Raw genomic sequence first — 22,652 nt, 5'->3', positions numbered from 1 at the left:
CTTAAACAGCTTAGTTTAGTTTTATAATGTAGTTTTATCATAAACTATGCAGACAAAATGTAGCAAATCATTGCAAAATTCGGTTATTGTTTTCATGAAAAATTCCAAAACGGATACCGATATGATTGGCGCATTGATGCTCGACATCGCTGGCACAGAACTTACCCAAGAAGATATTCAACTATTACAAGCTCCGCAAGTCGGTGGCGTCATTTTATTTGGGCGAAATATTGAATCACCAAAGCAAGTTCGTGCGCTAACAGACCATATGCGACAAATTCGACCTGAAATTTTAATTGCTGTTGATCAAGAAGGTGGTCGTGTTCAACGCCTTAGAAAAGGCTTTACCCTACTTCCTGCAATGGGTCGTTTTGGCGAACTTTATAAAACCAATCCAAATAAAGCATTAGATTTAACCGAACAATGTGGATGGTTAATGGCAACAGAAGTGCTTGCTGTTGGTATCGACTTTAGCTTTGCACCTGTACTCGATTTAAATGATGTAAGCGATGTGATTGGCGACCGTAGTTTTGCCACAAACATTGATGACATTATTCCGCTTGCAGAAGCCTTTTTAAAAGGTATGAAACGTGCAGGAATGGCATCTACAGGTAAACATTTCCCAGGTCATGGCTCTGTAAAAGCAGATTCACATGTTGCAGCGGCAATCGACTCACGCTCTTTTGATGAAATTCAACAAAAAGATATGCAGACATTTATCAAGCTAAAACCACAACTTGATGCCCTCATGCCTGCTCATGTAATTTATGACCAAGTTGACCCAAATCCTGCGGGTTTTTCTGAATTTTGGATTCAAAAAGTTTTGCGTAAAGATTTAGATTTTGACGGTGTACTTTTCTCTGACGATTTAAGCATGCAAGCAGCTTGCGTTGCAGGTGGTGCAGACTCACGCATTCAAGCGGCATTAAAAGCAGGTTGTGACATGGGCTTAGTCTGCAATGATCGTGAAGCACAATGTATTGCCCTAGAAGGAATTGTCGATTTACCACTTCCAAATCAAGCACGTTTAGAACGTATGCGTGGACGTATTCCTGACATTCAAATGGGTGATGAACTTGCATTGGGTGATGAATGGCTAAAAGTTCGAGATAACATTGTCGCATTCAAAAACTCATTATCTTAATCATTTGAAAAGAGCATCTTCGGATGCTCTTTTTTTATAGACTTAGATGAGCATTAAAAAAATAAACACATTATAAAGCGTTATATTCCACATGTTTTCGCTCAATTTAAGTTAAAAAAAACATCTCAACACTCTGATTCATTTTATTTTATTAATTGAAGCTTCATTGTCCTGCTGAGGGCTGTTAATATCGAGTAGAAATTTCTAAGTGATCAAACCGCTATGCAAGAGTCTATTGAACAATATATGCAAACGGTAGGACAACAAGCACGTCAAGCATCACGCGTGCTTTCAAGTGCGTCTACCCAAGCAAAAAACAATGCTTTATCTGCTATTTACACTGCTTTAGAAAACAGTGAATCTGCAATTTTAGCTGCTAATCAAATTGATATGACCAAAGCACATACCAATAACTTGGACAGTGCTTTACTTGATCGCTTAGAACTTACCCCCACACGCTTTAAAGGCATGTTAGATGGCTTGAAAGATGTCATCAGCCTTGTAGATCCTATTGGTGAAATTACAGATTTAGCGTATCGCCCATCGGGTATTCAACTTGGTAAAATGCGTGTGCCTTTAGGCGTAGTTGGTATGATTTACGAATCTCGTCCAAACGTGACTTTAGAAGCAGCTTCCCTTGCTTTAAAATCTGGTAATGCCATTATTTTACGTGGTGGTTCAGAAGCGCTTGAGTCAAATAAAGCCATTGCTGAAGCGGTTCAGCACGGTTTAAAAATTGCAGGCTTACCTGAAAATTCAGTTCAAGTCATTAATACTGCAGATCGTGCTGCTGTGGGTCAACTGATTACGCTCACTGAATTTGTCGATGTGATTATCCCTCGTGGTGGCAAAGGCTTAATCGAGCGTATTACTAAAGAAGCGCGCATTCCTGTCATTAAACATTTAGATGGTAATTGCCATGTATTTGTTGAAGCACAAGCAGATTTACAAAAAGCACTTCCTATTGCTCTCAATGCCAAGACACATCGTTATGGCGTATGTAATGCAATGGAATCTTTACTTGTAGATGAAAAAGTTGCTGAAGAATTCTTACCACGCATTGCTGAACTTTATGCAGAAAAACAAGTTGAGCTACGTGGTTGCTCACATACTCAAAAAATTCTGGGAAGCACTGTTATTCCTGCGACAGAAGAAGATTGGTACACAGAATACTTAGGACCAATTTTGGCAGTAAAAGTCGTTTCAGGCATAGATGAAGCCATTGAGCACATTAATAAATATGGCTCACATCATACCGATTCAATCATTACAGAAAACTTCAACCTTGCACGTCAATTTTTGGCTCGTGTAGATTCAAGTTCTGTGATGATTAATGCATCTACTCGTTTTGCAGATGGTTTTGAATATGGCTTAGGTGCTGAAATTGGTATTTCTACAGATAAAATTCATGCACGTGGTCCTGTTGGTTTAGAAGGCTTAACATCGCAAAAATGGATTGTGTTTGGTGATGGTCAAATTCGCCAATAGATCAAATTAAAGACAAACAAAAAGGGCTCATTTTCGATGAGCCCTTTTTTTATTTTTCAAAAAAATTAAGTTAATAATTTAATGAGGTTTTATTTAAAAACCGATTTAAAAATAACAAAAAATAATCACATAAACATTTTATGGATATTTTACAAACTATGCTATGTTAACTGTGTGATTAATATGAAATACCACCATTTCAATAATAAATGAGGTCTATAACTTCATAAATTTTAATTATTATTGAATTAAAGGTCGATTGTGCTTAAGTCTAATCTCCTAAAGTCTATCTAGGACAAGAAAAAAGCACATGATACAAATACACACAGATCAAAAGATATAAATATATTGAATATCAATGATCCAGAGTAATAAACAACTCAAGTACGATCATTTTAGTTAAGGGAAAGGTTATGCCTAAATCAGTACTCGTCATCAATTGCGGTTCATCTTCAATTAAATTTGCACTTTTACTCGAAGATCAAGACTTCCGCATTCATGGTTTGGCTGAAAACTTAGGCACACCAGAAGCCCGAATTAAAGGCGTCACTATGGGTAATGAACCTATAGATATTAGTATTCCGAATGCAGATCACAGACAAGCATTAGAAGTTGGCTTGGAACGTCTTGCTAACTACAAACCAGATGCAATTGGTCATCGTATTGTTCATGGTGGAACAATTACCAAAGCCGAACTTATTACAGATGACATTATCCAAACTATTCGTGAAGCAACGCCACTTGCACCATTACATAACCCTGCTCACTTAGTGGGTATTGAAGCGACACAACGTTTATTCCCAGATTTACCACAAGTTGCTGTTTTCGATACTGCATTCCATCAAACGATGCCTGCACATGCATATCGTTATGCGTTACCGAAATACCTTTACACACACCATAACGTGCGTCGTTATGGTTTCCACGGCACAAGTCATGCTTATGTTTCTGAACGTGGTTCTGAACTTGCAGGTAGCTTCAAAAAAGGTGGATGGCTAACAGCACATTTAGGCAACGGTAGTTCAACCTGTGCTATTTGGAATGGACAAAGTGTTGATACATCAATGGGCTTAACACCGCTTGAAGGCGTAGTAATGGGTACACGTAGTGGTGATGTAGACCCAAGTATTCATAGTTTCCTTGCCTCTAACTTAGGTTGGGATATTTATAAAATCGACAAAATGCTGAACAGCCAAAGCGGTCTTTTAGGCCTGTCCGATCTTTCCAATGATATGCGTACGCTTATTGAAGCATCGGAACAAGGCAATGAAGATGCAACACTTGCTATTGAAGTATTCTGCTACCGATTAGCAAAATCTCTTGCTGCACTTAGCTGTGGTTTACCACAACTCAATGGTTTGTTCTTCACAGGCGGTATTGGCGAAAACTCTGCATTTATTCGTGAGAAAACCCTCGCTTACCTACCTCATTTTGGTTTCAATTTAAGCAAAGAAGCAAACGACAGCTTAAAACGTGGCACTGAAGGTCGTATTGATGCAGGCACAGGTCCACAAATTTGGGTTGTACCTACAGATGAAGAAGGTCGCATTGCCAAAGAAACGGCTTCTGTTGTTCAAAATGAGGTAAATGCATTCTTAGCAAAAAAGTCTGAAGCGGTATCGGCTTAAAACATATTTAACTCATTATTTTGATTTTGAAGATTTAGACCTCTATGAAAACGATTTTATTGGTTCCAACTGCTGAAGGCGTCGGTTTAACATCTGCGTGTTTAGGCTTAATTTATGCTTTGGAATGCCAAGGTGTAAAAGCAGGTTTCTTAAAGCCTTTTTCCCAAGAAGCACAAGCGCAAACAGAAGATCGTACTACTGCGCTTTATCAGCATTTATTTAAAGATGAAACCGTTGAACCCATTACTTTTGAAGTACTCACAAGTCGCCTAAATCAAGGTGAAAATGATGAACTGCTTGAAGATGCTGTGCGTATGCATCGCGAAATTGCAAAAAAACATGACTTAATTATTGTTGAAGGCGTTGTGCCAACGAGTCGAGATTCTTTTGCCGCAGAAATTAATACCGCTCTTGCAAAAGCATTGGATGCCAAAGTCATTATTGTCAGTAATGCCAATATTAATCAAGCATCTGCATCTGCGGAAAAAGTTGAAAATCAATTGCGTCAATATGGTGGTATTTCGGGTGGTCGCCTTTCGGGCATTCTATTCATGCGCACCAAAGGTTTATCTGAAGATTCTGCACAAATTCCTGTTACCCTTGACCCAAGTTTACGTTTGGTTGATGAGACTCAAAGTTTCGTTGCACAAATTCAAAAAACACATGCACATATTGGCTCGAAAGATTTACCCGTTATCGGCTTAGTTCCGTTTAGTAATACGCTCAGTGTTCCACGTGTTTCCGATCTCGCATCACATATTCAAGCAAATTGGATTAATCGTGGCGATGCAAATCTGCGTCGTGTTTTGCACAGCAGTTTAATTGCTTCAAATATTGAACATGAACTCAATAAATTTATTGCGGGTGAACTAATCATTAGCGCATCTGACCGAATTGATGTGCTTTTAGCAAGTAGCCTTGCAAGCAGTAATGGCATTCCTTTAGCAGGTTTGGTACTTACCGAGCATCATCAACCGAATAATCAAGTTTTAAATTTCTGCCAATCTGCAATTAAGCTAGGTTTGCCAATTTTACACACCTCTTTAAGCACGTTTGAAACAGCACAAAGACTTGCCAACTTTGGCAATGAAATTCCTGTTGATGATACCGAACGTGCGAAACAAGTAACTCGTTTTGTTTCAAGCCATATTCATACAGAATGGCTCACAGATATGTTAAACGGTTCGTATCAACAACGTTTATCACCTTCTGCTTTTCGTCATGAGCTTGTGCAAAAATCCACTGCTGCAAAAAAACGTATTGTTTTACCTGAGGGTGATGAACCACGCACCATTGAAGCTGCGGCAATTTGTCAGGCTCGTGGAATTGCACAATGTATTTTATTGGCAAAACCTGAAGTTGTTGTTGAAGTTGCAAAAGCACGTGGTATTGAACTACCAAATGATTTAGAAATTATTGATCCTGATTTAATTCGAGATAATTACGTTGGGAAAATGGTTGAGCTTCGCAAAGGTAAAATTAACGAGCTTCAAGCGAAAGAGCAACTTCAAGATACCGTGGTTTTAGGTACGATGATGTTGGCTTTAGATCAAGTTGATGGCTTGGTTTCTGGTGCGGTTCATACCACTGCCAATACTGTTCGCCCTGCTTTCCAACTGATTAAAACAGCGCCTGATTATTCGCTTGTATCATCGGTATTCTTCATGTTGTTACCCGATGAAGTTTATGTTTATGGCGACTGTGCAATTAACCCAGATCCTAATGCCGAACAACTTGCTGAAATTGCCATTCAATCTGCAGATTCTGCAAAAGCTTTTGGTATTGACCCACGCATTGCCATGATTTCATATTCGACAGGCACTTCGGGTGCAGGTGCAGATGTTGAAAAAGTGGCTGAGGCAACGCGTATTGCCAAAGAACGTCGCCCTGATTTACTCATTGATGGACCACTTCAATACGATGCCGCTTCAGTTGAAAGTGTTGGTCGCTCTAAAGCGCCTGATTCGCAAGTTGCAGGTCGTGCCAATGTGTTTATTTTCCCAGATTTAAATACAGGTAATACAACTTATAAAGCGGTTCAGCGTTCTGCGAATGTAGTGAGTGTTGGTCCTATGCTTCAAGGTTTAAACAAACCTGTAAATGACTTGTCACGCGGTGCATTGGTGGATGATATTGTATTTACCATTGCTCTAACGGCAATTCAAGCTGAGCAACAGTCGGTTTAAAATCTAATTTTGACTCAAACGTTTTAAGAACCCCACCCTATCGAATGATGGGGTTTTTTATTTTTAGTATCAACTATGATATTGACTTCACTTTCATAATAAGCAAAACTAAAACCCCCGCTTTAAATAAAAAGCTATAAAATCAATATATTATAATACTTATTATTTAATTTCCCATGTAAATAAAAGTACTCCAAGCACAAACAAAGAGTTATAAAATTATGAAAAATTTCGTTTTATTTTTAAGAGCTAACACAAACATGTCTCCTGAAGCATTCAGCGATCCTAAAGAAATTGAGCTAAGAATGGCTTGGCTTAAAAATCTTGAAGAATCTGGTGCTGTTGTAAATTTAGGTGGAACAATGCCACCTATTCCAACTATGGCAACAACTTTATTCGCAGATGGCTCAACAACTCTTGGTGCATTTAAAGAAGTTTCACACTTTTTAACAGGCTATATTATTGTGAAAGCTGAAAGCTTAGAAGCTGCTTTAGAATTAGCAAAAACAAATCCAATTTTAGTTGCAGGCGGTAGCGTAGAAGTACGAGAAATTCTTTTACGTTAATACATAATTATTAAAGTATTCCGTCATCCAGAAATGACATCCTATCCTACCCTATCGAATGATGGGGTATTTTTATGTTTAGAATAATAAAGCTAAAAAGGCATTTGAGATTTGAGATTTGAGATTTGAGATTTGAGATTTGAGATTTGAGATTTGAGATTTGAGATTTGAGATTTGAGATTTGAGATTTGAGATTTGAGATTTGAGATTTGAGATTTGAGATTTGAGATTTGAGATTTGAGATTTGAGATTTGAGATTTGAGATTTGAGATTTGAGATTTGAGATTTGAGATTTGAGAAGATTATTATTTTTATAAGATTTTAAGCAAAAAAAAAAGAAGATAAAGCTTAGGCTTGATCTTCTTGCTGACCGTAGAACCAAGTTGCTGCGATAAACATAGAAAAACCAACCACTGACATCACTGCTGTAACCATCATTTCATACTCTAACTTTGATATGAACATTATCTTAAAGTTTTATGACAGTTATATGACAAATATGAAACATTACAAATAACTATTATAGCAATAAATATCAATCACTTAGTAAATAAAAGTACATTCTACGCTATCAAATATTACAAATATTTCATGAAATATGACAAGAAAAATATCAAAAAACCATCAAATATGACAGCTAGAACCACAATTATGACAACACATTAAACTTTCGCCCAAAGCTTGATCAAAACACCCACAAAACTCACTTTTTATCTTATAATTTAGCCCGCTAGCTAACAGCCCGCTCAAGAGATTTTTGTATGACTACTATTATCAAGCAAGATGACTTGATCACATCGGTTAAAGATGCGCTTCAGTTCATTTCATACTACCACCCACAAGACTTCATCCAAGCGATGAGCCGTGCGTATGACCGTGAAGAGAACAAAGCTGCAAAAGATGCGATCGCACAAATCTTAATTAACTCTCGTATGTGTGCAGAAGGACATCGTCCAATTTGCCAAGATACCGGTATCGTAAACGTATTCGTTGAAGTGGGCATGGACGTTAAATTCGATTTAACGATGGGCTTAGACGACGCGATTAATGAAGGTGTACGCCAAGGTTACTTAGAAAACTCAAATATCCTACGCGCATCTGTACTTGCAGACCCTGCTTTTGGTCGTAAGAATACTAAAGACAATACACCTGCTGTGATCTACCACAAACTTGTTCCAGGTAACAAAGTAGATATCACTGTTGCAGCAAAAGGTGGCGGTTCAGAGAACAAATCTAAACTGGCAATGCTTAACCCATCTGACTCAATCGTGGATTGGGTACTTAAAACTGTTCCTACGATGGGTGCAGGCTGGTGTCCACCGGGTATGCTGGGTATTGGTATTGGTGGTACTGCTGAAAAAGCAATGATGCTTGCCAAAGAATCTCTAATGGAAGAGATCAACATGGACGAATTACTTCGTCGTGGCCCAGAAAGCAAAATCGAAGAACTTCGTATTGAGTTGTTTGAAAAAGTGAATGCTTTGGGTATTGGTGCACAAGGTCTTGGCGGTTTAACCACTGTTTTAGACATTAAAATTAAAGATTATCCATGTCATGCAGCGGGCAAACCTGTTGGCATGATTCCGAACTGTGCTGCAACTCGTCATGCACATTTCACGCTTGATGGTTCAGGTATCGCAAATATTATTGCACCTAGAATTGAAGATTACCCTGCTGTAACTTGGGATTCTTCAACATCTAAAAGTGTAAATTTAGATACGCTTACACAAGAAGAAATGAATGCTTGGTTACCAGGTGATACGTTGCTTCTTAACGGTACAATTTATACAGGTCGTGACGCTGCGCACAAACGTATGGTTGATATGCTAAACAATGGTGAAGAGCTTCCTGTCAATTTAAAAGGTAAGTTTATTTACTACGTTGGCCCTGTAGATCCTGTTGGTGATGAAGTGGTTGGCCCTGCTGGCCCGACTACAGCGACTCGTATGGATAAATTCACACGTCAAGTACTCGAAGCAACAGGTCTTTACGGCATGATCGGTAAAGCAGACCGTGGTCCTACTGCCGTTGAAGCAATTAAAGACAACAAAGCAACTTACTTGATGGCTGTGGGTGGTGCTGCTTACTTAGTATCTAAAGCAATCCGTGAAGCTGAAGTTGTTGCCTTTGCTGACCTTGGTATGGAAGCAATCTACAAGTTTGTTGTAAAAGACATGCCTGTATCTGTAGCAGTAGACGTAAATGGTACATCTATTCACGCAACTGCGCCAAAAATTTGGCAAGCGAAAATTGGTAAAATCCCAGTAACAGATGCTGCTGCAAAATAAGTTTTAACTTATTTGATCTGTGCTACCCCTCTTCGGATGGGTAGCATTTTTTATTAAAGGTACAAAATAACATTCGCTTTACTCATTTAAAACGCTACTATTCAACTAACAATAATGAAAGATGCGTAACAATAATGGCTTATTCAAAAATTTTAAAATCTGCTTTATTTAGCTTATGTTTCATAGGCTCTTCTACGATATATGCAGCTCCTGCTACTGAAGCAACCATAAATAAGTTTCTTCAACTGAGTGAGTTAAATACAATCTTGGATAAAAGCCTAAATGAGCTTCAACCCTATTTTGATGATCAAGCAGAACAAATGATTCAAAGCATCTCACCAAATGAAAAACTTGATGTAAATGAAGTGTCTATTGCCCTTAAGCTTAGTCAAAAAATGTTGGATATGACCCGAAAAACGGTAGCAAGTCCAAAAGCAACAGATGCCATCAAACAAGTTGTGAAAGAAGTTTATACCGAAGAAGAAATTAAAGCCTATAACACCTTTTTATCAACACCAGAAGGCAAATCAATTAACAGAAAAAGTACGGATACAATGCTAAAAATTCAAACAGCAATTGAAAGGATCGCCCAAGAAACGATGCAAAATTCAGACTATGAAAAAGAAATTTTGAAAATAATTGAGCCATTAACAAAACACTGAATTTATGTTTAAACAAAAAAAACGCGCCTTAAGGCACGTTTTTTTAAAACAAAAATAAATTAAGCAGATTTATTTACCAACTTAAGATCAACTTTTGCTTCTTCTTTTTTAACTTCTTGCTTTGGCTGACGCTCAGCTTTAAGCTCTGGTTGAGCATTATCATTAATAACCGCTTCATTCACCACAACCGTGCCAACATCTGTACGACTTGGTAAGTCATACATTGTTTCAAGCAATGAGTTTTCAAGAATAGAACGCAAACCACGTGCACCCGTATTACGTTCTAATGCTTTTTTCGCAACAGCACGTAATGCAGTTTTTTCAAAAACTAAATCTACATTTTCCATGTCAAATAAGTATTGATATTGACGTGTTAATGCATTTTTAGGTTCAGTCAGAATTTGCATTAATGCATCTTCATCTAGCTCATCAAGTGTTGCAACAACAGGCACACGACCAATAAATTCTGGAATTAAACCAAACTTCACTAAGTCATTTGATTCAACTTGACGGAACAAATCAGAAAGCTTTTTAGTTTCATCTTTTTTACGCACTTCTGCAGTAAAACCAATGCCACCTTTTTCTTGACGTTGTTGCACAATTTTCTCAAGACCCGAGAATGCACCACCACAAATAAATAAGATGTTTGAAGTATCAACTTGAATCAATTCTTGTTGAGGATGCTTGCGACCACCTTGTGGTGGAATTGCAGCAATTGTTCCTTCAATCATTTTAAGTAAAGCTTGTTGTACACCTTCACCTGAAACATCACGTGTAATTGATGGGTTTTCAGATTTACGCGTAATCTTGTCGATTTCATCGATATAGATAATGCCCTTTTGCGCTTTTTCTACATCGTAGTCTGCTTTTTGAAGAAGCTTTTGTACAATATTTTCAACATCTTCACCCACATAACCTGCTTCGGTTAATGTAGTTGCATCTGCAATTGCAAAAGGAACATCGAGTAAACGAGCAAGTGTTTGAGCAAGCAATGTTTTACCTGAACCTGTAGGACCTACAAGCATGATGTTACTTTTTGAAATTTCGATACCATCTTCTGCTTTATGACCACTATTTTGCACTTTTAAGCGTTTGTAATGGTTATAAACTGCAACAGATAACGTTTTTTTCGCAACATCTTGACCAATTACATATTGGTCTAATGCCGCACGAATTTCATGTGGCTTTGGTAATGGTTTAGTCGCCCAATCGCTAGATTCTACTTGCTGACTGGTTTGCACTAAATCTAGGCATACGTCCACACACTCATTACAGATATATGCGTCCTCGCCTGCAATCAGTTTCCCGACTTCAGACTGCGTTTTACCGCAAAATGAACAACTCTTATGTTCTTGAGGATGTTCGGACATATTTACTCCAATAACTAATCTTTTTTTTAAATTGATGGGCGTTTAGATAAAACTTCATCGACTAAGCCGTATTCTTTTGCTTGTTGTGCAGTCATGAAATTGTCACGATCTGTATCTTTAGCAAGGCGTTCATAGTCTTGACCACTATGTTCAGCCATTAAACGGTTTAAACGCTCTTTAATGAATAGAATTTCACGTGCATGAATTTCAATATCAGAGGCTTGACCACGGAAGCCACCAAGCGGTTGGTGAATCATCACACGTGCATTTTCAAGGCAATAACGCTTACCTTCAGCACCAGCATTGAGTAAGAATGCACCCATTGACGCAGCTTGACCTAAACAATAAGTCACAACGTCTGGCTTAATAAATTGCATAGTATCGTAAATTGCCATACCAGCAGTTACAGAGCCACCAGGTGAATTGATATATAAGTGGATATCTTTATCTGGATTTTCAGCTTCTAAGAACAACATTTGCGCCACAATTAAGTTCGCCATGTTGTCTTCAACTTCACCTGTTAAAAAAATCACACGTTCACGTAAAAGGCGTGAGAAAATATCAAATGAACGTTCACCACGGGAAGACTGTTCTACCACCATTGGAACTAAAGCATTTTCAATTGTTGGAACATACATACGTTTATTTATTCCTAAATTCTTGTGAGTTAACCCATAGCCACAATATGAGGGATATTTGCCAAAATTGCAAAATATTCGAGATTAAATAGCAGAAATTTTTACATCAAACTCATCAAAGAAAAAGTGATTTCTATATTTTATTTTCATAAAAAAAGGCGCTTTAAGCGCCTTTTTTTATTTCAGCTAGAAATTAGCCTTGTTGACGAGCTTGTTGCTCTTTCAATAAGTCTTCATAGCTTACTTTTGTATCAGTTACTTTAGCAGAAGCTAAAATGTGATCTACAACTTGATCTTCTAATACAACAGCTTCAATTTGTTGACGTTGTTGAGCATCATTTTTGAAGAATTCGATTACTTCGTTTGGATCTTCGTAAGAAGAAGCCATGTCAGCAATGTAAGCTTCAACACGAGCAGCATCTACTTCAATTTTAGATTCAGCTAAAACACGGCTTACTAATACGCCAAGCTTAACTGCTTTTTCAGCTTGCTCTTTGAACAAATCATCTGGAAGCATGCTGCTATCAAATGCTTTAGCGCCTTGAGCACCAAACTGTTGAGTAAATTGTTGAATCATTTGTTGACGTTGACGGTCAATTTCTTGAGTTAACATAGACTCAGGAATTTCAACTTCGTTTGCAGCTACAAGTGCATCAAAAGCTGCGCCTTTAACTTGGTTACGAAGACCATTTTTCACTTCACGTTCCATGTTTTTGCGAACGTCAGCTTTAAGTTTTTCAACGCCTTCTTCTTCAGTCAAACCAAATACTTTTAAGAATTCAGCATCAATTTCTGGAAGTTTTTGCTTTTCAACAAGCTTCACAGTAATTTTGAATTGAGCAGCTTTACCTGCAAGGTTTTCAGCTTGGTAGTCTTCAGGGAAAGTTACATCAATAACTTTCTCTTCGCCTTTCTTCATACCAACGATACCGTCTTCGAAGCCAGGGATCATACGACCTGAACCTAATACAAGTTTAAAGTCTTCAGAAGAACCGCCTTCAAACTTCTCGCCATCTACAGAACCTTCAAAGTCGAAAGTTACTTGCATGTCTTTTTTAGCCATGCCTTTCGTTTCAGCCCAAGAAGCGCGTTGCTTTTGAAGATTTTCGATCATTTGATCTACATCTTTGTCGTTTACTTCAGTTGATTTACGTTCAACTGTTAAACCATCAAACTTAACATCAACTTCAGGATAAACTTCTACAGTTGCTTCATAAACTAAAGCATCATCTTTCATTTCAGTTTTATCGATGTTTGGCATACCAACAGCGTTGATTTTCTCTTGTTGGATTGCTTCGAAAACTGTGTCACGAATAATGTCGTTAACAACTTCTTGATAAATACCAGCACCGTATTCGCGACGAACTACGTTCACAGGTACTTTACCCGCACGGAAGCCGTTAATCTTTACAGTTTTGGCAGTGCGTTTCAAACGAGCTTCAAATTGCTCATTAATACGGCTCGTCGGTACAGATACGTTTAAACGACGGGCAACGCCCGAAACCGCTTCAGAAGTTACTTGCATGGCTTCCTCGATATAATTGGAAATAACAGTTTTTTTAAAAGTGCCACATTATATGACAACATTTAAAGATATACAAAAAAAGGATTATATCACTTTTAGCTATAGTCTTTGTACAAAGCACTTGCTCATATTTATTAGGTAACAATCAAGAGGAAATTGTGTAGTTTTAATTGCAAATAATAATACTTATCGTTACCATTGCGATACTTGTTTACTTTGTGCATTTTTTATTCTTTTTTTATTAGGGCATTGTTATGAATTACATTAAAAGTCGTAAGAAACGAACAAGAATCGCTGTTGCCTCTTTAATCAGCTTTTCAACTCCACTTACATTTGCAGACCAAGATCAAAACTCACATCAACTTGAAACAATCTCCTCTACGGCAGAGCACACAAGCTATTATATTAAAGAATCTAATAATTCAAAAATAACAACAAAACTTCTAGATACACCACGCACAATCAACATTATTTCTAAAGAAGAAATTGATGAACGTGGTGCTACGTCTTTGCAAGATGTTCTAAGAACCACCCCTGGCATTACCTTAGGAGCTGGTGAAGGAGGAACACCAATGGGTGATCGTCCTTTTATTCGTGGTTATGAAGCAAGTACAGATATTCTTATTGACGGCATGCGTGATTATGCACGTGGATCTCATGAAACATTTAACCTTGAAGCTGTAGAAGTGAGTAAAGGTCCTGGGTCTGTATATTCAGGACGTGGCTCTACAGGTGGTACGATTAATTTAATTACTAAAAAACCTAAAGATAAAACAGAATCCGAAATTACTTCTGAATATCAAACATCTGGTAAAGGACATACAAAATATCGCTTCACTACAGATAACAATATTGCCATTAACGACAATATTGCTGTGCGCTTAAATGCAATGCTAGATCAAGGCGAAACTGCTCGACGTGATAATGTTGAAGTTGACCGTTGGGGTATTGCGCCATCTATCACTTTTGGTCTGAACACACCAACACGTTTAACTTTAGGTTATAACTACTTAGAGTTTAATGATACCCCAGATATGGGAGTACCATTTAGCAATACAATGAATTTATGGGGAAATACCCCTTTTGAAGGTGGTAAGTTTGATACTAACTATGGTCGCCCGGGTGTTGATTTCAGAAAATATGAATCTGAAAGCTTTAACTTAAATCTTGAACATGATTTCAACGACAATCTTTCTCTAAAAGCTGTAGTAAAAGACTTAACGAGTATGCAAGATTACTTCTTTACTCGTGTAAGTTTTGAATGTACTAACCGTGGTGGTTCTGCCATAAATACAGACAACTCAGCATGTAGTGCAAATGGTACAGATCTTTATTATAACCGTGGAGATCGCGCTCGATATCGTGAAAGTCATTCAAGTGTTGGTCAACTTGACCTAACAGGTAAATTTAATACCGGAAATATTACACACAACTTTGTTGTTGGTGCAGATTACAGTAAAGAGCGCATTAGCAACAAAGATACAACTGTTACAGGTTTACCATCTAATGAAAAAGTTGACTTGTACAATCCAACGTACGGTGATTATAGTAATTTTAAAATCACTTACGGTCCTAAAACTCGTGCAGGTGAAATTGAAGTCTTTGGTCTTTACTTATTCGACAACATAAATCTGACAGAAAAGTTTGATGTTAATCTAGGTTTACGTTTTGATGATTATAAATCTACTGATTTAATCGATACTGTATCTGACAATATGTTCAACTACCAACTTGGTACTGTATATAAAATCGCACCTAATGGTCGTATTTATGCTAACTACGCAACTTCAATGAATCCTAGTGGTGATAACTTAGGACAAGCTGGCGGTGCTGATGGTGTAGCAAGCGGTAATAGACTAAGTGACAATATCGATCCAGAAGAAACTCGTAGTATTGAACTGGGGACTAAATGGGAAGTACTTAATGAGCGCTTAGCTTTAAATGCCGCTATATTTGAAACTAAAAAAACGAATGCACGTACAACTGATATTGATGGAACTGTAAGTGTTAATGGTAAAAATCGTGTTCGTGGTTTTGAACTAAGTGCAATTGGGCAAATTACACCGAAGTGGGATATTTCCGCTGGATACACCTATCTAGATAGCAAAATTCTAGATAATGGCTATGTAAATGGTGCTATCAGTCCAGAGAATGGCAATAAAATGAAATATATTGCTAAAAATAGTGCTAATTTGTGGACGACTTACCAAGTCCTAGATAAATTGCGTCTTGGTGGTGGCATTTCATATGTAGATGATCGTTTCGCGAACGATGCAAATGAATACATATTGCCATCACATGTCCGTTTTGATGCATTCGCAAGTTACCAATTTATGCCAGAAGTAGGTCTTCAATTAAATATTAACAACATTACAAACGAACGTATTTACGATGCTTCACATGTTGGTATTTTCTCAACTGTAGCTCCTGGTCGCTCATTTGCCCTTAAAGGAACATATCGTTTCTAAATAAACGATATTCAATGTAATAAAAAAGGGGGATTTCTATAAATCCCCCTTTTTTTTATGACTCATAAAAAATAAATATCTTTCATGAGTATGACTTACAGAAAGCTTCAATGAATATCACTAAATTTATTTCACGCAGTGAAGCACTTTCAAAAAGTCACCACGTATTAAGCCTAAACTGAATGCATTATTATCCTTAATTAAACTACATTCATATTCCCAATAATTAAAGAAAAAACATACGATTTTATCTATTCCATTATAAAACATGAACTTAAATTATTTTTGTTACATTATTTCATTCAAACTTCCTTATTTTCTACACAAAAGAATCGTTATTACCAATTTCAACCTACAGACTAAATAAATAGGAATCATTATTATTCGCACTCAATATTCTCCTCTATCCGTTGGGTTTGAAATGGCTTTCATTAAAACGCGTAAAAAAATCGTATCTTCTGCGATTGCATCATCTCTAAGCATTATGGCTGGACACGCAATTGCCCAAGATCAAGCAACACAGCTCGATACAATTCACTCAGAAGCAACAGCTCAACAAAAACAAAGCTTAAAAGTAGATAAATCGGCAAATACTAAATTTGTTGCTCCCCTTTTAGATACGCCTAAATCGGTTTCTGTAATTTCAAAACAACTCATTCAAGATACTCAAGTTACAACATTAAGTGATGCACTTCGTACTGTACCGGGTATTACTTTAGGTGCGGGTGAAGGTGGTAACCCAAATGGTGACCGTCCATTTATTCGTGGTTATAACTCTGAAAGCTCGATGTATGTCGATGGTGTACGTAGCGCAACTTCACAAAACCGTGAAATGTTTGCGGTAGAACAAGTGGAAGTAACTAAAGGTTCTGCTTCTGCAATGGGCGGTGCTGGTACTACAGGTGGTAGTATCAACATGGTTTCTAAAGTTGCTAAAAAAGGTGACTCTTTAGAAGGTTCTGTTGCAGCAGGTACTGATGCCTACAAACGTATCACCCTAGATGCCAATAAAGATTTTGGTAACGGTATTGCCGCTCGTGTTGCTGTAATGGGTCACGAAAATGAAAAAGCGGGTCAACACAACGGCGCTGAATATTCACGTGTTGGTATTGCGCCAAGTATTACTTTTGGTCTAGATACAGACACTCGCGCAACTTTAAGCTACTACTACCTAAAATCTGATGATACTCCAGATTCTGGCGTTCCATACCAATATGACACAGTAAATAAAGGCTCAGCAGGTAAACCAGTTGATGTAAAACAAGGTATTTACTATGGTTGGAAAGATCGTGACTTCCAAAAACAAGAAAATCAAAATGGTACAATCAAATTAGAACATGATTTGACTGACAACCTTACGATTAGCAACACGGCTGTATACGGCAAGTCTAAAAACAATTACGTCATTACTCAGCCTGATGACTCTCAAGGTAACGTTGCCAATGGTAAAGTTTGGCGTCGCGCAAATACTCGCATTACCGATACCACCACATTTACCGACCAACTTGCATTAACAGGTAAATTTAATACTGGTGCATTCAAACACTCTTTTAACACAGGTGTTGAATATAGCCGTCAAGATTCGGACCGTGGCAATTACAAACTAACTGACTCAAATACATCAGCTATTGATAAAGGCTCTTGTGCTTTAGCCAATCCAAATGGTTGGTGTACTGATCTAAACAATCCAAACCCAAATGATCCATGGTTAGGTAACATTGCTGCAAATCCAAAATCAACAAATGTAACAACTGAAAATACATCTGTTTATTTCTTAGATAACATTGAAATTAATCCACAATGGTTATTAGATTTAGGCGTTCGTTGGGATCAATTCGATAGCAAATGGACGGCTATTCAAGATCAAACAGATCGTAAAGGCAACGTGACAGATAAAGCTGGTACACAATACAAGAGTAAATCAGACTTTTTCAATTACCAAGCAGGTTTAACCTATAAACCAACTGAAAATGGCTCTATCTATGCAAGTTATGCAACATCAACAAATCCTGTAGGTGTAGATGGTGGTGATGGTTCTGAAGGTATTAACTCTGCTACGAGTTCATATATCAATGACTTGAAACCAGAAGAAGTTCGTACCATGGAGCTTGGTACAAAGTGGGATTTATTTAATAAAAATTTAAATCTAACAGCAGCTATTTTCCGTACTGAAAAAACCAATACACGCTCAACAGATGCAAATGGTTTAACAAGCAACATTGGTAAAACACGTGTTGATGGTATTGAATTAGGTGCAAATGGTAACATCACGGATAAATGGGCTGTATCTGCAGGTTATACATATTTAGATAGCGAACTTCTTGACGGTGGTTTTACAAATATCGAAAAAGATAGTGCTAAACCAGCAATCTATGTACCTAATCCAAGTAACGGTAATCAAGTTCAAAACGTTGCAAAACACTCAGCAACACTTTGGACAACTTATGCTGTAACTCCTGCGTTTACTGTAGGTGCTGGCGCTGTAGCAATGGACAAAGTCTATGGTGATGCAGCAAACACTAAATGGGTTTCAGGCTACGTTCGTTACGATGCAATGGCTCGTTATAACGTAAACAAGAATGTTGATCTACAATTGAACATCAACAACCTTTCTGACAAACGTTATTTCACTAAAGCTTATGCATCTCACTATGCAGTTGAAGGCGAAGGTCGTAGCGCAGTATTGGCTGTAAACTTCAAATACTAAGTTTTAAATATTAAATCCCATATTAATACCATGGGATTTAAACTAAAATAGCCTCTAACCATAGGGGCTATTTTTATATATAACTGCTATAAATAATTTAATTATATTTTCAGAAGGTATTGCCGTGATTCATCATATTCCCAATGTCTTAACTAAAGAACAAGTTCAATATTTTCGTTCAGAAATGGACAAAGTAAATTGGGTAGATGGTAAAGTTTCTACGGGATCACTTTCTGCAAATGTAAAACAAAATCAACAATTACCCGAAGATCATCCTTTAACAAATCATTTAGGCGATATTATTTTAGATGCGCTATCTAAGCATCCATTATTTATTTCTGCCGCTCTGCCTTTAAATATTTTACCGCCCTATTTTAATCGATATGAAAACAATGAAACATTTGGCTTTCATGTCGATAATTCAATTCGTTGGATCAAAGGTACTAAAGATCGTATTCGTACAGATTTATCCTGCACCATCTTTTTAAGCGAACCTGACGAATATAAAGGTGGTGAATTGGTTGTAGAAGATACCTATGGTTATCATGAAGTTAAACTTCCTGCAGGTGATTTAATTTTATATCCATCTACCAGTGTTCACGAGGTTACACCTGTAACTTCAGGCTGTCGTGTGGGTTCATTTTTCTGGATTCAAAGCATGATCCGAGAAGATGCAGATCGACATATGCTTTTCAACTTAGACCAAACTATTCAAAATTTACGGATGCAATTGGGCGATAGCCATGAAGAAGTGGTAAAACTCACCAGTCTTTACCATAATTTAATGCGTAAATGGGCTGAAATTTAATAAGAATTGCCCTCTAACTTCAAAGGATTTTTCATGAATACGAAAACTATTTTAGAACCGCTGAACCAAATTCCAGCACATCTACAAACTATTCATGACTATGAAATTGAAGCAGAAAAACATCTATCAGATATGGTTTGGAGCTACTTACAAGGTGGCTCAATGGATGAAATCAGCGTTCAAGACAATGTAGATCAATTCAACGACATTCAGCTTTTACCTCGAATGCTCAAAGATTTAACGCATGGTCATACTGAATGTGAAATTTTAGGTCAAAAATATCCTCACCCTATTTTTCTTGCGCCTATTGGTCATCAACAACAATTTCATCCTGAAGCAGAAGCTGCATCGGCATTAGCGGCAGAAGTTCTTGGTAGCAATATTGTTTTAAGTACATTTACCAATACCGACATGCGAAGCCTTAAAAAAGAAAATCCATACAAATGGTTTCAATTGTATTGGCAAGGTGAACGTGAAAAATCTTTGGCTTTAGTGAAAATGGCAGAAGAACATCATTACAAAGCTATTGTGATTACGGTTGATTCCCCTCATACAGGCATTCGTGACCGTGAACGTAAAGCATTTTTTCATTTACCTGAAGGAATGCAACATCCGTACACGCCTACACACGTCCCTCTTCCTGAATTAAAAGATGGTGATCATCCTGTTTTTAATGGATTAATGAAAATTGCACCAACGTGGGATGATATTGCGTGGATTGTTCAACAAACAAATTTACCTGTAATTTTAAAAGGAATTACTCACCCACAAGATGCGCTTTTAGCGATTAAACATGGTGTTCAAGGGCTGATTATTTCAAATCATGGCGGACGTGTTTTAGATACATGTATATCTCCAATTTTAGCTTTACAGATGATTAAAAAAGTCGTTCCTACCGATTTTCCACTACTTTATGATGGCGGTATTCGACGTGGATCTGATGTATTTAAAGCCATTGCATTAGGCGCTTCAGCTGTATTTATTGGTCGACCATATATTTATGGTTTAGCGACGGCGGGTGCTTTAGGTGTTGCACATGTACTTAAAATATTAAAAGAAGAGTTTGAAATCACTATGGCTCTTATGGGAACAGCTACAGTAAATGAAATTAATAAAGAATATATTTTTCAATATTAATTGAATTTACGGAATATTTTCTCACTATTTGTTATGAAGCTGCAAATTTAGGAATTTTTTTTCGGAATAAGTATTTTAAAATTTAGTTATAGATTTACAAGACTTACGGTAAAGCTAAGTTTCAATTTTTTAAGAATATTTTACAACTTTTGGCTAAAGACCCCGAAGTATCTCTTGTAAATTGTTAGAATAGACACAATCTATAAAAGTAGTACGTTGCCGTTATCCACGATTAGAAGCAACCAATACTACACAAGGAGTTTTCACATGATGTTGGCAGATCCAAGTAAAAAATACCGTCGCATGTATCAGCGTGTTGACTTACCAGACCGTCAATGGCCAAACAATGAAATCAATAAAGCGCCAATCTGGATGAGCACCGACCTACGTGACGGTAACCAAGCGATCTTCGAGCCAATGAACATTGAACAAAAATTCAAAATGTTCCAAATGCTTGTGAAAATTGGTTTCAAACACATTGAAATTGGCTTCCCTTCTGCATCTCAAATTGACTTCGATTTCACCCGTAAATTGATTGAAGAAGGTCATATTCCAGATGACGTTTATATTGAAGTTTTAGTTCAAGCACGTGATCATTTAATTCAACGTACTTTTGAATCTTTACAAGGTGCGAAACGTGCCATTGTGCATATCTACAACTCGAATTCTCCAACATTCCGTAATAAAGTATTGAATGTTGATGTTGCTGGTGCAAAAAAATTAGCAATGAATGCGGCGCAAAAAGTAAAAGAATATGCGTCAAAGCAACCTGAAACTGAATTTATTTTCCAATATAGCCCTGAATGTTTTACTGCAACAGAATTAGAAGTTGCCAAAGATGTTTGCGATGCTGTGACTGAAATTTGGGAAGCATCTCCAACAAACAAAGTAATTTTGAACTTACCTGCAACTGTTGAGGTTTCAGGCCCACATGTTTATGCAGACCAAGTTGAATGGATGCATCGCAACTTAGAACGTCGTGATGGTGTGATTATTTCGGTTCACTGTCATAACGACCGTGGCTGTGGTATTGCAGCTTCTGAACTTGCCATTATGGCAGGTGCAGACCGAGTCGAAGGCTGTGTCTTTGGTAATGGTGAACGCACAGGTAATGTAGACGTTGCAGCAATTGCTTTGAATATGTATACCCAAGGTGTTGCACCTGAATTAGATTTCTCGAATATCAACGAAATTATTGCAACCGTTGAAGAATGTACTGGCTTACCTGTTCACCCTCGCCACCCATATGCAGGTGACTTGGTATTTACAGCATTCTCTGGTTCACACCAAGATGCGATTAAAAAAGGCTTTGATCACCAAAAGAACGAAGAAATTTGGGATATGCCTTACTTACCAATCGACCCTAAAGATTTAGGACGCGATTATGATGCTGTGATTCGTGTGAATTCACAGTCGGGTAAAGGTGGTATTTCTTACTTGTTAGAATCTAATTACAACGTCGTTTTACCACGTCGTATTCAAATTGAATTCTCGCAAATTGTTCAGCAAAAAACAGATGAAGATGGCACTGAAATTTCTGCTCAAGCAATTTGGTCATTGTTCAAAGATACTTATGTTGCTGCAAAAGACACTCATTATTCAGTAAAGAATTATAAATTATCTGATGAAAATGGCAGCCAAGTGATTGAGCTAGATGTTGAAATAAATGGTCAAACTCAGTGTTTACGCGGTGAAGGTAATGGTCCAATTTCAGCTATTTTAGATGCACTTCAATTGCCAATTGATGTTTTAAGCTATGAAGAACGTAGTATTAGTTCTGGCGCACATGCAAAAGCTTTAGCATTAATTGAACTTCAAGTGAAAGGTGTTGGAAAATCTGCATTTGGTGCAGGTGTTCATGACAACATTGTAACTTCATCGATCGAAGCAATTATGGCATGTACGAATCGTTTAATTGATCAAGGTGTTCTTAGCACAGATCAAGTGATTGCTGCTGTAGTTTAAGCTATAAAACTATTTTGAAAAGGATACCCCAAGTGGTATCCTTTTCTTTATTGATCCTAAAGATTTAAGGCG

15 protein-coding genes are annotated in these 22,652 nt (G+C 37.4%); 12 read left to right on the top strand and 3 right to left on the bottom strand.

Translation table 11 applies throughout. From position 1 onward, the window contains the following. Positions 1-121 precede the first annotated feature (121 nt). From nagZ to GTK57_RS08025, 7 genes are all read left to right on the top strand, one after another. A complete protein-coding gene (nagZ, locus tag GTK57_RS08060) occupies positions 122-1,144 on the top strand; it encodes a beta-N-acetylhexosaminidase (RefSeq protein ID WP_152874735.1) in 1,023 nt (340 codons plus the stop codon). A gap of 222 nt (positions 1,145-1,366) precedes the next feature. After that, entirely contained in the window at positions 1,367-2,632 is a 1,266-nt protein-coding gene (locus GTK57_RS08055) for a glutamate-5-semialdehyde dehydrogenase (protein ID WP_163122473.1), read from the top strand. A 413-nt stretch (positions 2,633-3,045) separates the two neighbouring features. Continuing rightward, positions 3,046-4,260, top strand: a complete 1,215-nt coding sequence (locus GTK57_RS08050; protein ID WP_152874687.1) for an acetate/propionate family kinase — start codon at positions 3,046-3,048, stop codon at positions 4,258-4,260. A 44-nt stretch (positions 4,261-4,304) separates the two neighbouring features. Continuing rightward, positions 4,305-6,446 (top strand): phosphate acetyltransferase, encoded by a 2,142-nt coding sequence (pta, locus tag GTK57_RS08045; protein WP_163122470.1) that lies wholly within the window; start codon positions 4,305-4,307, stop codon positions 6,444-6,446. A 221-nt stretch (positions 6,447-6,667) separates the two neighbouring features. Continuing rightward, entirely contained in the window at positions 6,668-7,012 is a 345-nt protein-coding gene (locus GTK57_RS08040; protein WP_152874689.1) for a YciI family protein, read from the top strand. 761 nt (positions 7,013-7,773) lie between these two features. Continuing rightward, positions 7,774-9,300: a fumarate hydratase gene (locus GTK57_RS08030; RefSeq protein WP_163122465.1), complete on the top strand. Its 1,527-nt coding sequence runs from the start codon at positions 7,774-7,776 to the stop codon at positions 9,298-9,300. 134 nt (positions 9,301-9,434) lie between these two features. Continuing rightward, the gene (locus GTK57_RS08025) at positions 9,435-9,962 is read left to right on the top strand and encodes a DUF2059 domain-containing protein (protein WP_163122462.1); all 528 of its coding nucleotides are present in this window, start codon (positions 9,435-9,437) and stop codon (positions 9,960-9,962) included. A 59-nt stretch (positions 9,963-10,021) separates the two neighbouring features. On the opposite strand, the gene clpX is transcribed toward GTK57_RS08025, so the two are convergent. The 3 genes from clpX to tig form a co-directional block, all read right to left on the bottom strand. Beyond that, on the bottom strand, positions 10,022-11,332 hold the full coding sequence (gene clpX / locus GTK57_RS08020; RefSeq protein ID WP_163122459.1) for an ATP-dependent protease ATP-binding subunit ClpX: 1,311 nt from the start codon (positions 11,330-11,332) through the stop codon (positions 10,022-10,024). A 26-nt stretch (positions 11,333-11,358) separates the two neighbouring features. After that, positions 11,359-11,970: an ATP-dependent Clp endopeptidase proteolytic subunit ClpP gene (gene clpP, locus GTK57_RS08015; protein ID WP_152874691.1), complete on the bottom strand. Its 612-nt coding sequence runs from the start codon at positions 11,968-11,970 to the stop codon at positions 11,359-11,361. A gap of 193 nt (positions 11,971-12,163) precedes the next feature. Next, a complete protein-coding gene (gene tig / locus GTK57_RS08010) occupies positions 12,164-13,495 on the bottom strand; it encodes a trigger factor (protein WP_152874692.1) in 1,332 nt (443 codons plus the stop codon). A gap of 254 nt (positions 13,496-13,749) precedes the next feature. Between tig and GTK57_RS08005 the strand changes: the two genes are divergently transcribed. The 5 genes from GTK57_RS08005 (at position 13,750) to leuA (ending at position 22,580) form a co-directional block, all read left to right on the top strand. After that, a complete protein-coding gene (locus GTK57_RS08005; protein ID WP_228720299.1) occupies positions 13,750-15,963 on the top strand; it encodes a TonB-dependent receptor in 2,214 nt (737 codons plus the stop codon). A gap of 421 nt (positions 15,964-16,384) precedes the next feature. After that, positions 16,385-18,670 (top strand): TonB-dependent receptor, encoded by a 2,286-nt coding sequence (locus GTK57_RS08000; protein ID WP_163122456.1) that lies wholly within the window; start codon positions 16,385-16,387, stop codon positions 18,668-18,670. 124 nt (positions 18,671-18,794) lie between these two features. Then, a complete protein-coding gene (locus GTK57_RS07995) occupies positions 18,795-19,478 on the top strand; it encodes a Fe2+-dependent dioxygenase (protein ID WP_163122453.1) in 684 nt (227 codons plus the stop codon). Between the two features lie 33 nt (positions 19,479-19,511). Next, the gene (locus GTK57_RS07990; protein ID WP_163122450.1) at positions 19,512-20,615 is read left to right on the top strand and encodes an alpha-hydroxy acid oxidase; all 1,104 of its coding nucleotides are present in this window, start codon (positions 19,512-19,514) and stop codon (positions 20,613-20,615) included. A 267-nt stretch (positions 20,616-20,882) separates the two neighbouring features. Further along, the gene (leuA, locus tag GTK57_RS07985; protein ID WP_163122447.1) at positions 20,883-22,580 is read left to right on the top strand and encodes a 2-isopropylmalate synthase; all 1,698 of its coding nucleotides are present in this window, start codon (positions 20,883-20,885) and stop codon (positions 22,578-22,580) included. Positions 22,581-22,652 lie beyond the last annotated feature (72 nt).

Source organism: Acinetobacter portensis (assembly GCF_010646905.1).
Taxonomy (GTDB): domain Bacteria; phylum Pseudomonadota; class Gammaproteobacteria; order Pseudomonadales; family Moraxellaceae; genus Acinetobacter; species Acinetobacter portensis.
Note: the sequence above shows the minus strand (reverse complement) of the source record. Positions and strands in the feature narration are given on the sequence as shown.

Excerpts from the sequence above, each read along its gene's own strand:
- tig (WP_152874692.1), bottom strand. The coding sequence starts at position 13,495 with ATGCAAGTAACTTCTGAAGCGGTTTCGGGCGTTGCCCGTCGTTTAAAC.
- leuA (WP_163122447.1), top strand. The coding sequence starts at position 20,883 with ATGATGTTGGCAGATCCAAGTAAAAAATACCGTCGCATGTATCAGCGT.
- pta (WP_163122470.1), top strand. The coding sequence starts at position 4,305 with ATGAAAACGATTTTATTGGTTCCAACTGCTGAAGGCGTCGGTTTAACA.
- GTK57_RS08030 (WP_163122465.1), top strand. The coding sequence starts at position 7,774 with ATGACTACTATTATCAAGCAAGATGACTTGATCACATCGGTTAAAGAT.
- GTK57_RS08055 (WP_163122473.1), top strand. The coding sequence starts at position 1,367 with ATGCAAGAGTCTATTGAACAATATATGCAAACGGTAGGACAACAAGCA.
- GTK57_RS08000 (WP_163122456.1), top strand. The coding sequence starts at position 16,385 with ATGGCTTTCATTAAAACGCGTAAAAAAATCGTATCTTCTGCGATTGCA.
- clpX (WP_163122459.1), bottom strand. The coding sequence starts at position 11,332 with ATGTCCGAACATCCTCAAGAACATAAGAGTTGTTCATTTTGCGGTAAA.
- GTK57_RS08005 (WP_228720299.1), top strand. The coding sequence starts at position 13,750 with ATGAATTACATTAAAAGTCGTAAGAAACGAACAAGAATCGCTGTTGCC.
- GTK57_RS08025 (WP_163122462.1), top strand. The coding sequence starts at position 9,435 with ATGGCTTATTCAAAAATTTTAAAATCTGCTTTATTTAGCTTATGTTTC.
- GTK57_RS08040 (WP_152874689.1), top strand. The coding sequence starts at position 6,668 with ATGAAAAATTTCGTTTTATTTTTAAGAGCTAACACAAACATGTCTCCT.
- GTK57_RS07990 (WP_163122450.1), top strand. The coding sequence starts at position 19,512 with ATGAATACGAAAACTATTTTAGAACCGCTGAACCAAATTCCAGCACAT.
- GTK57_RS08050 (WP_152874687.1), top strand. The coding sequence starts at position 3,046 with ATGCCTAAATCAGTACTCGTCATCAATTGCGGTTCATCTTCAATTAAA.
- clpP (WP_152874691.1), bottom strand. The coding sequence starts at position 11,970 with ATGTATGTTCCAACAATTGAAAATGCTTTAGTTCCAATGGTGGTAGAA.
- nagZ (WP_152874735.1), top strand. The coding sequence starts at position 122 with ATGATTGGCGCATTGATGCTCGACATCGCTGGCACAGAACTTACCCAA.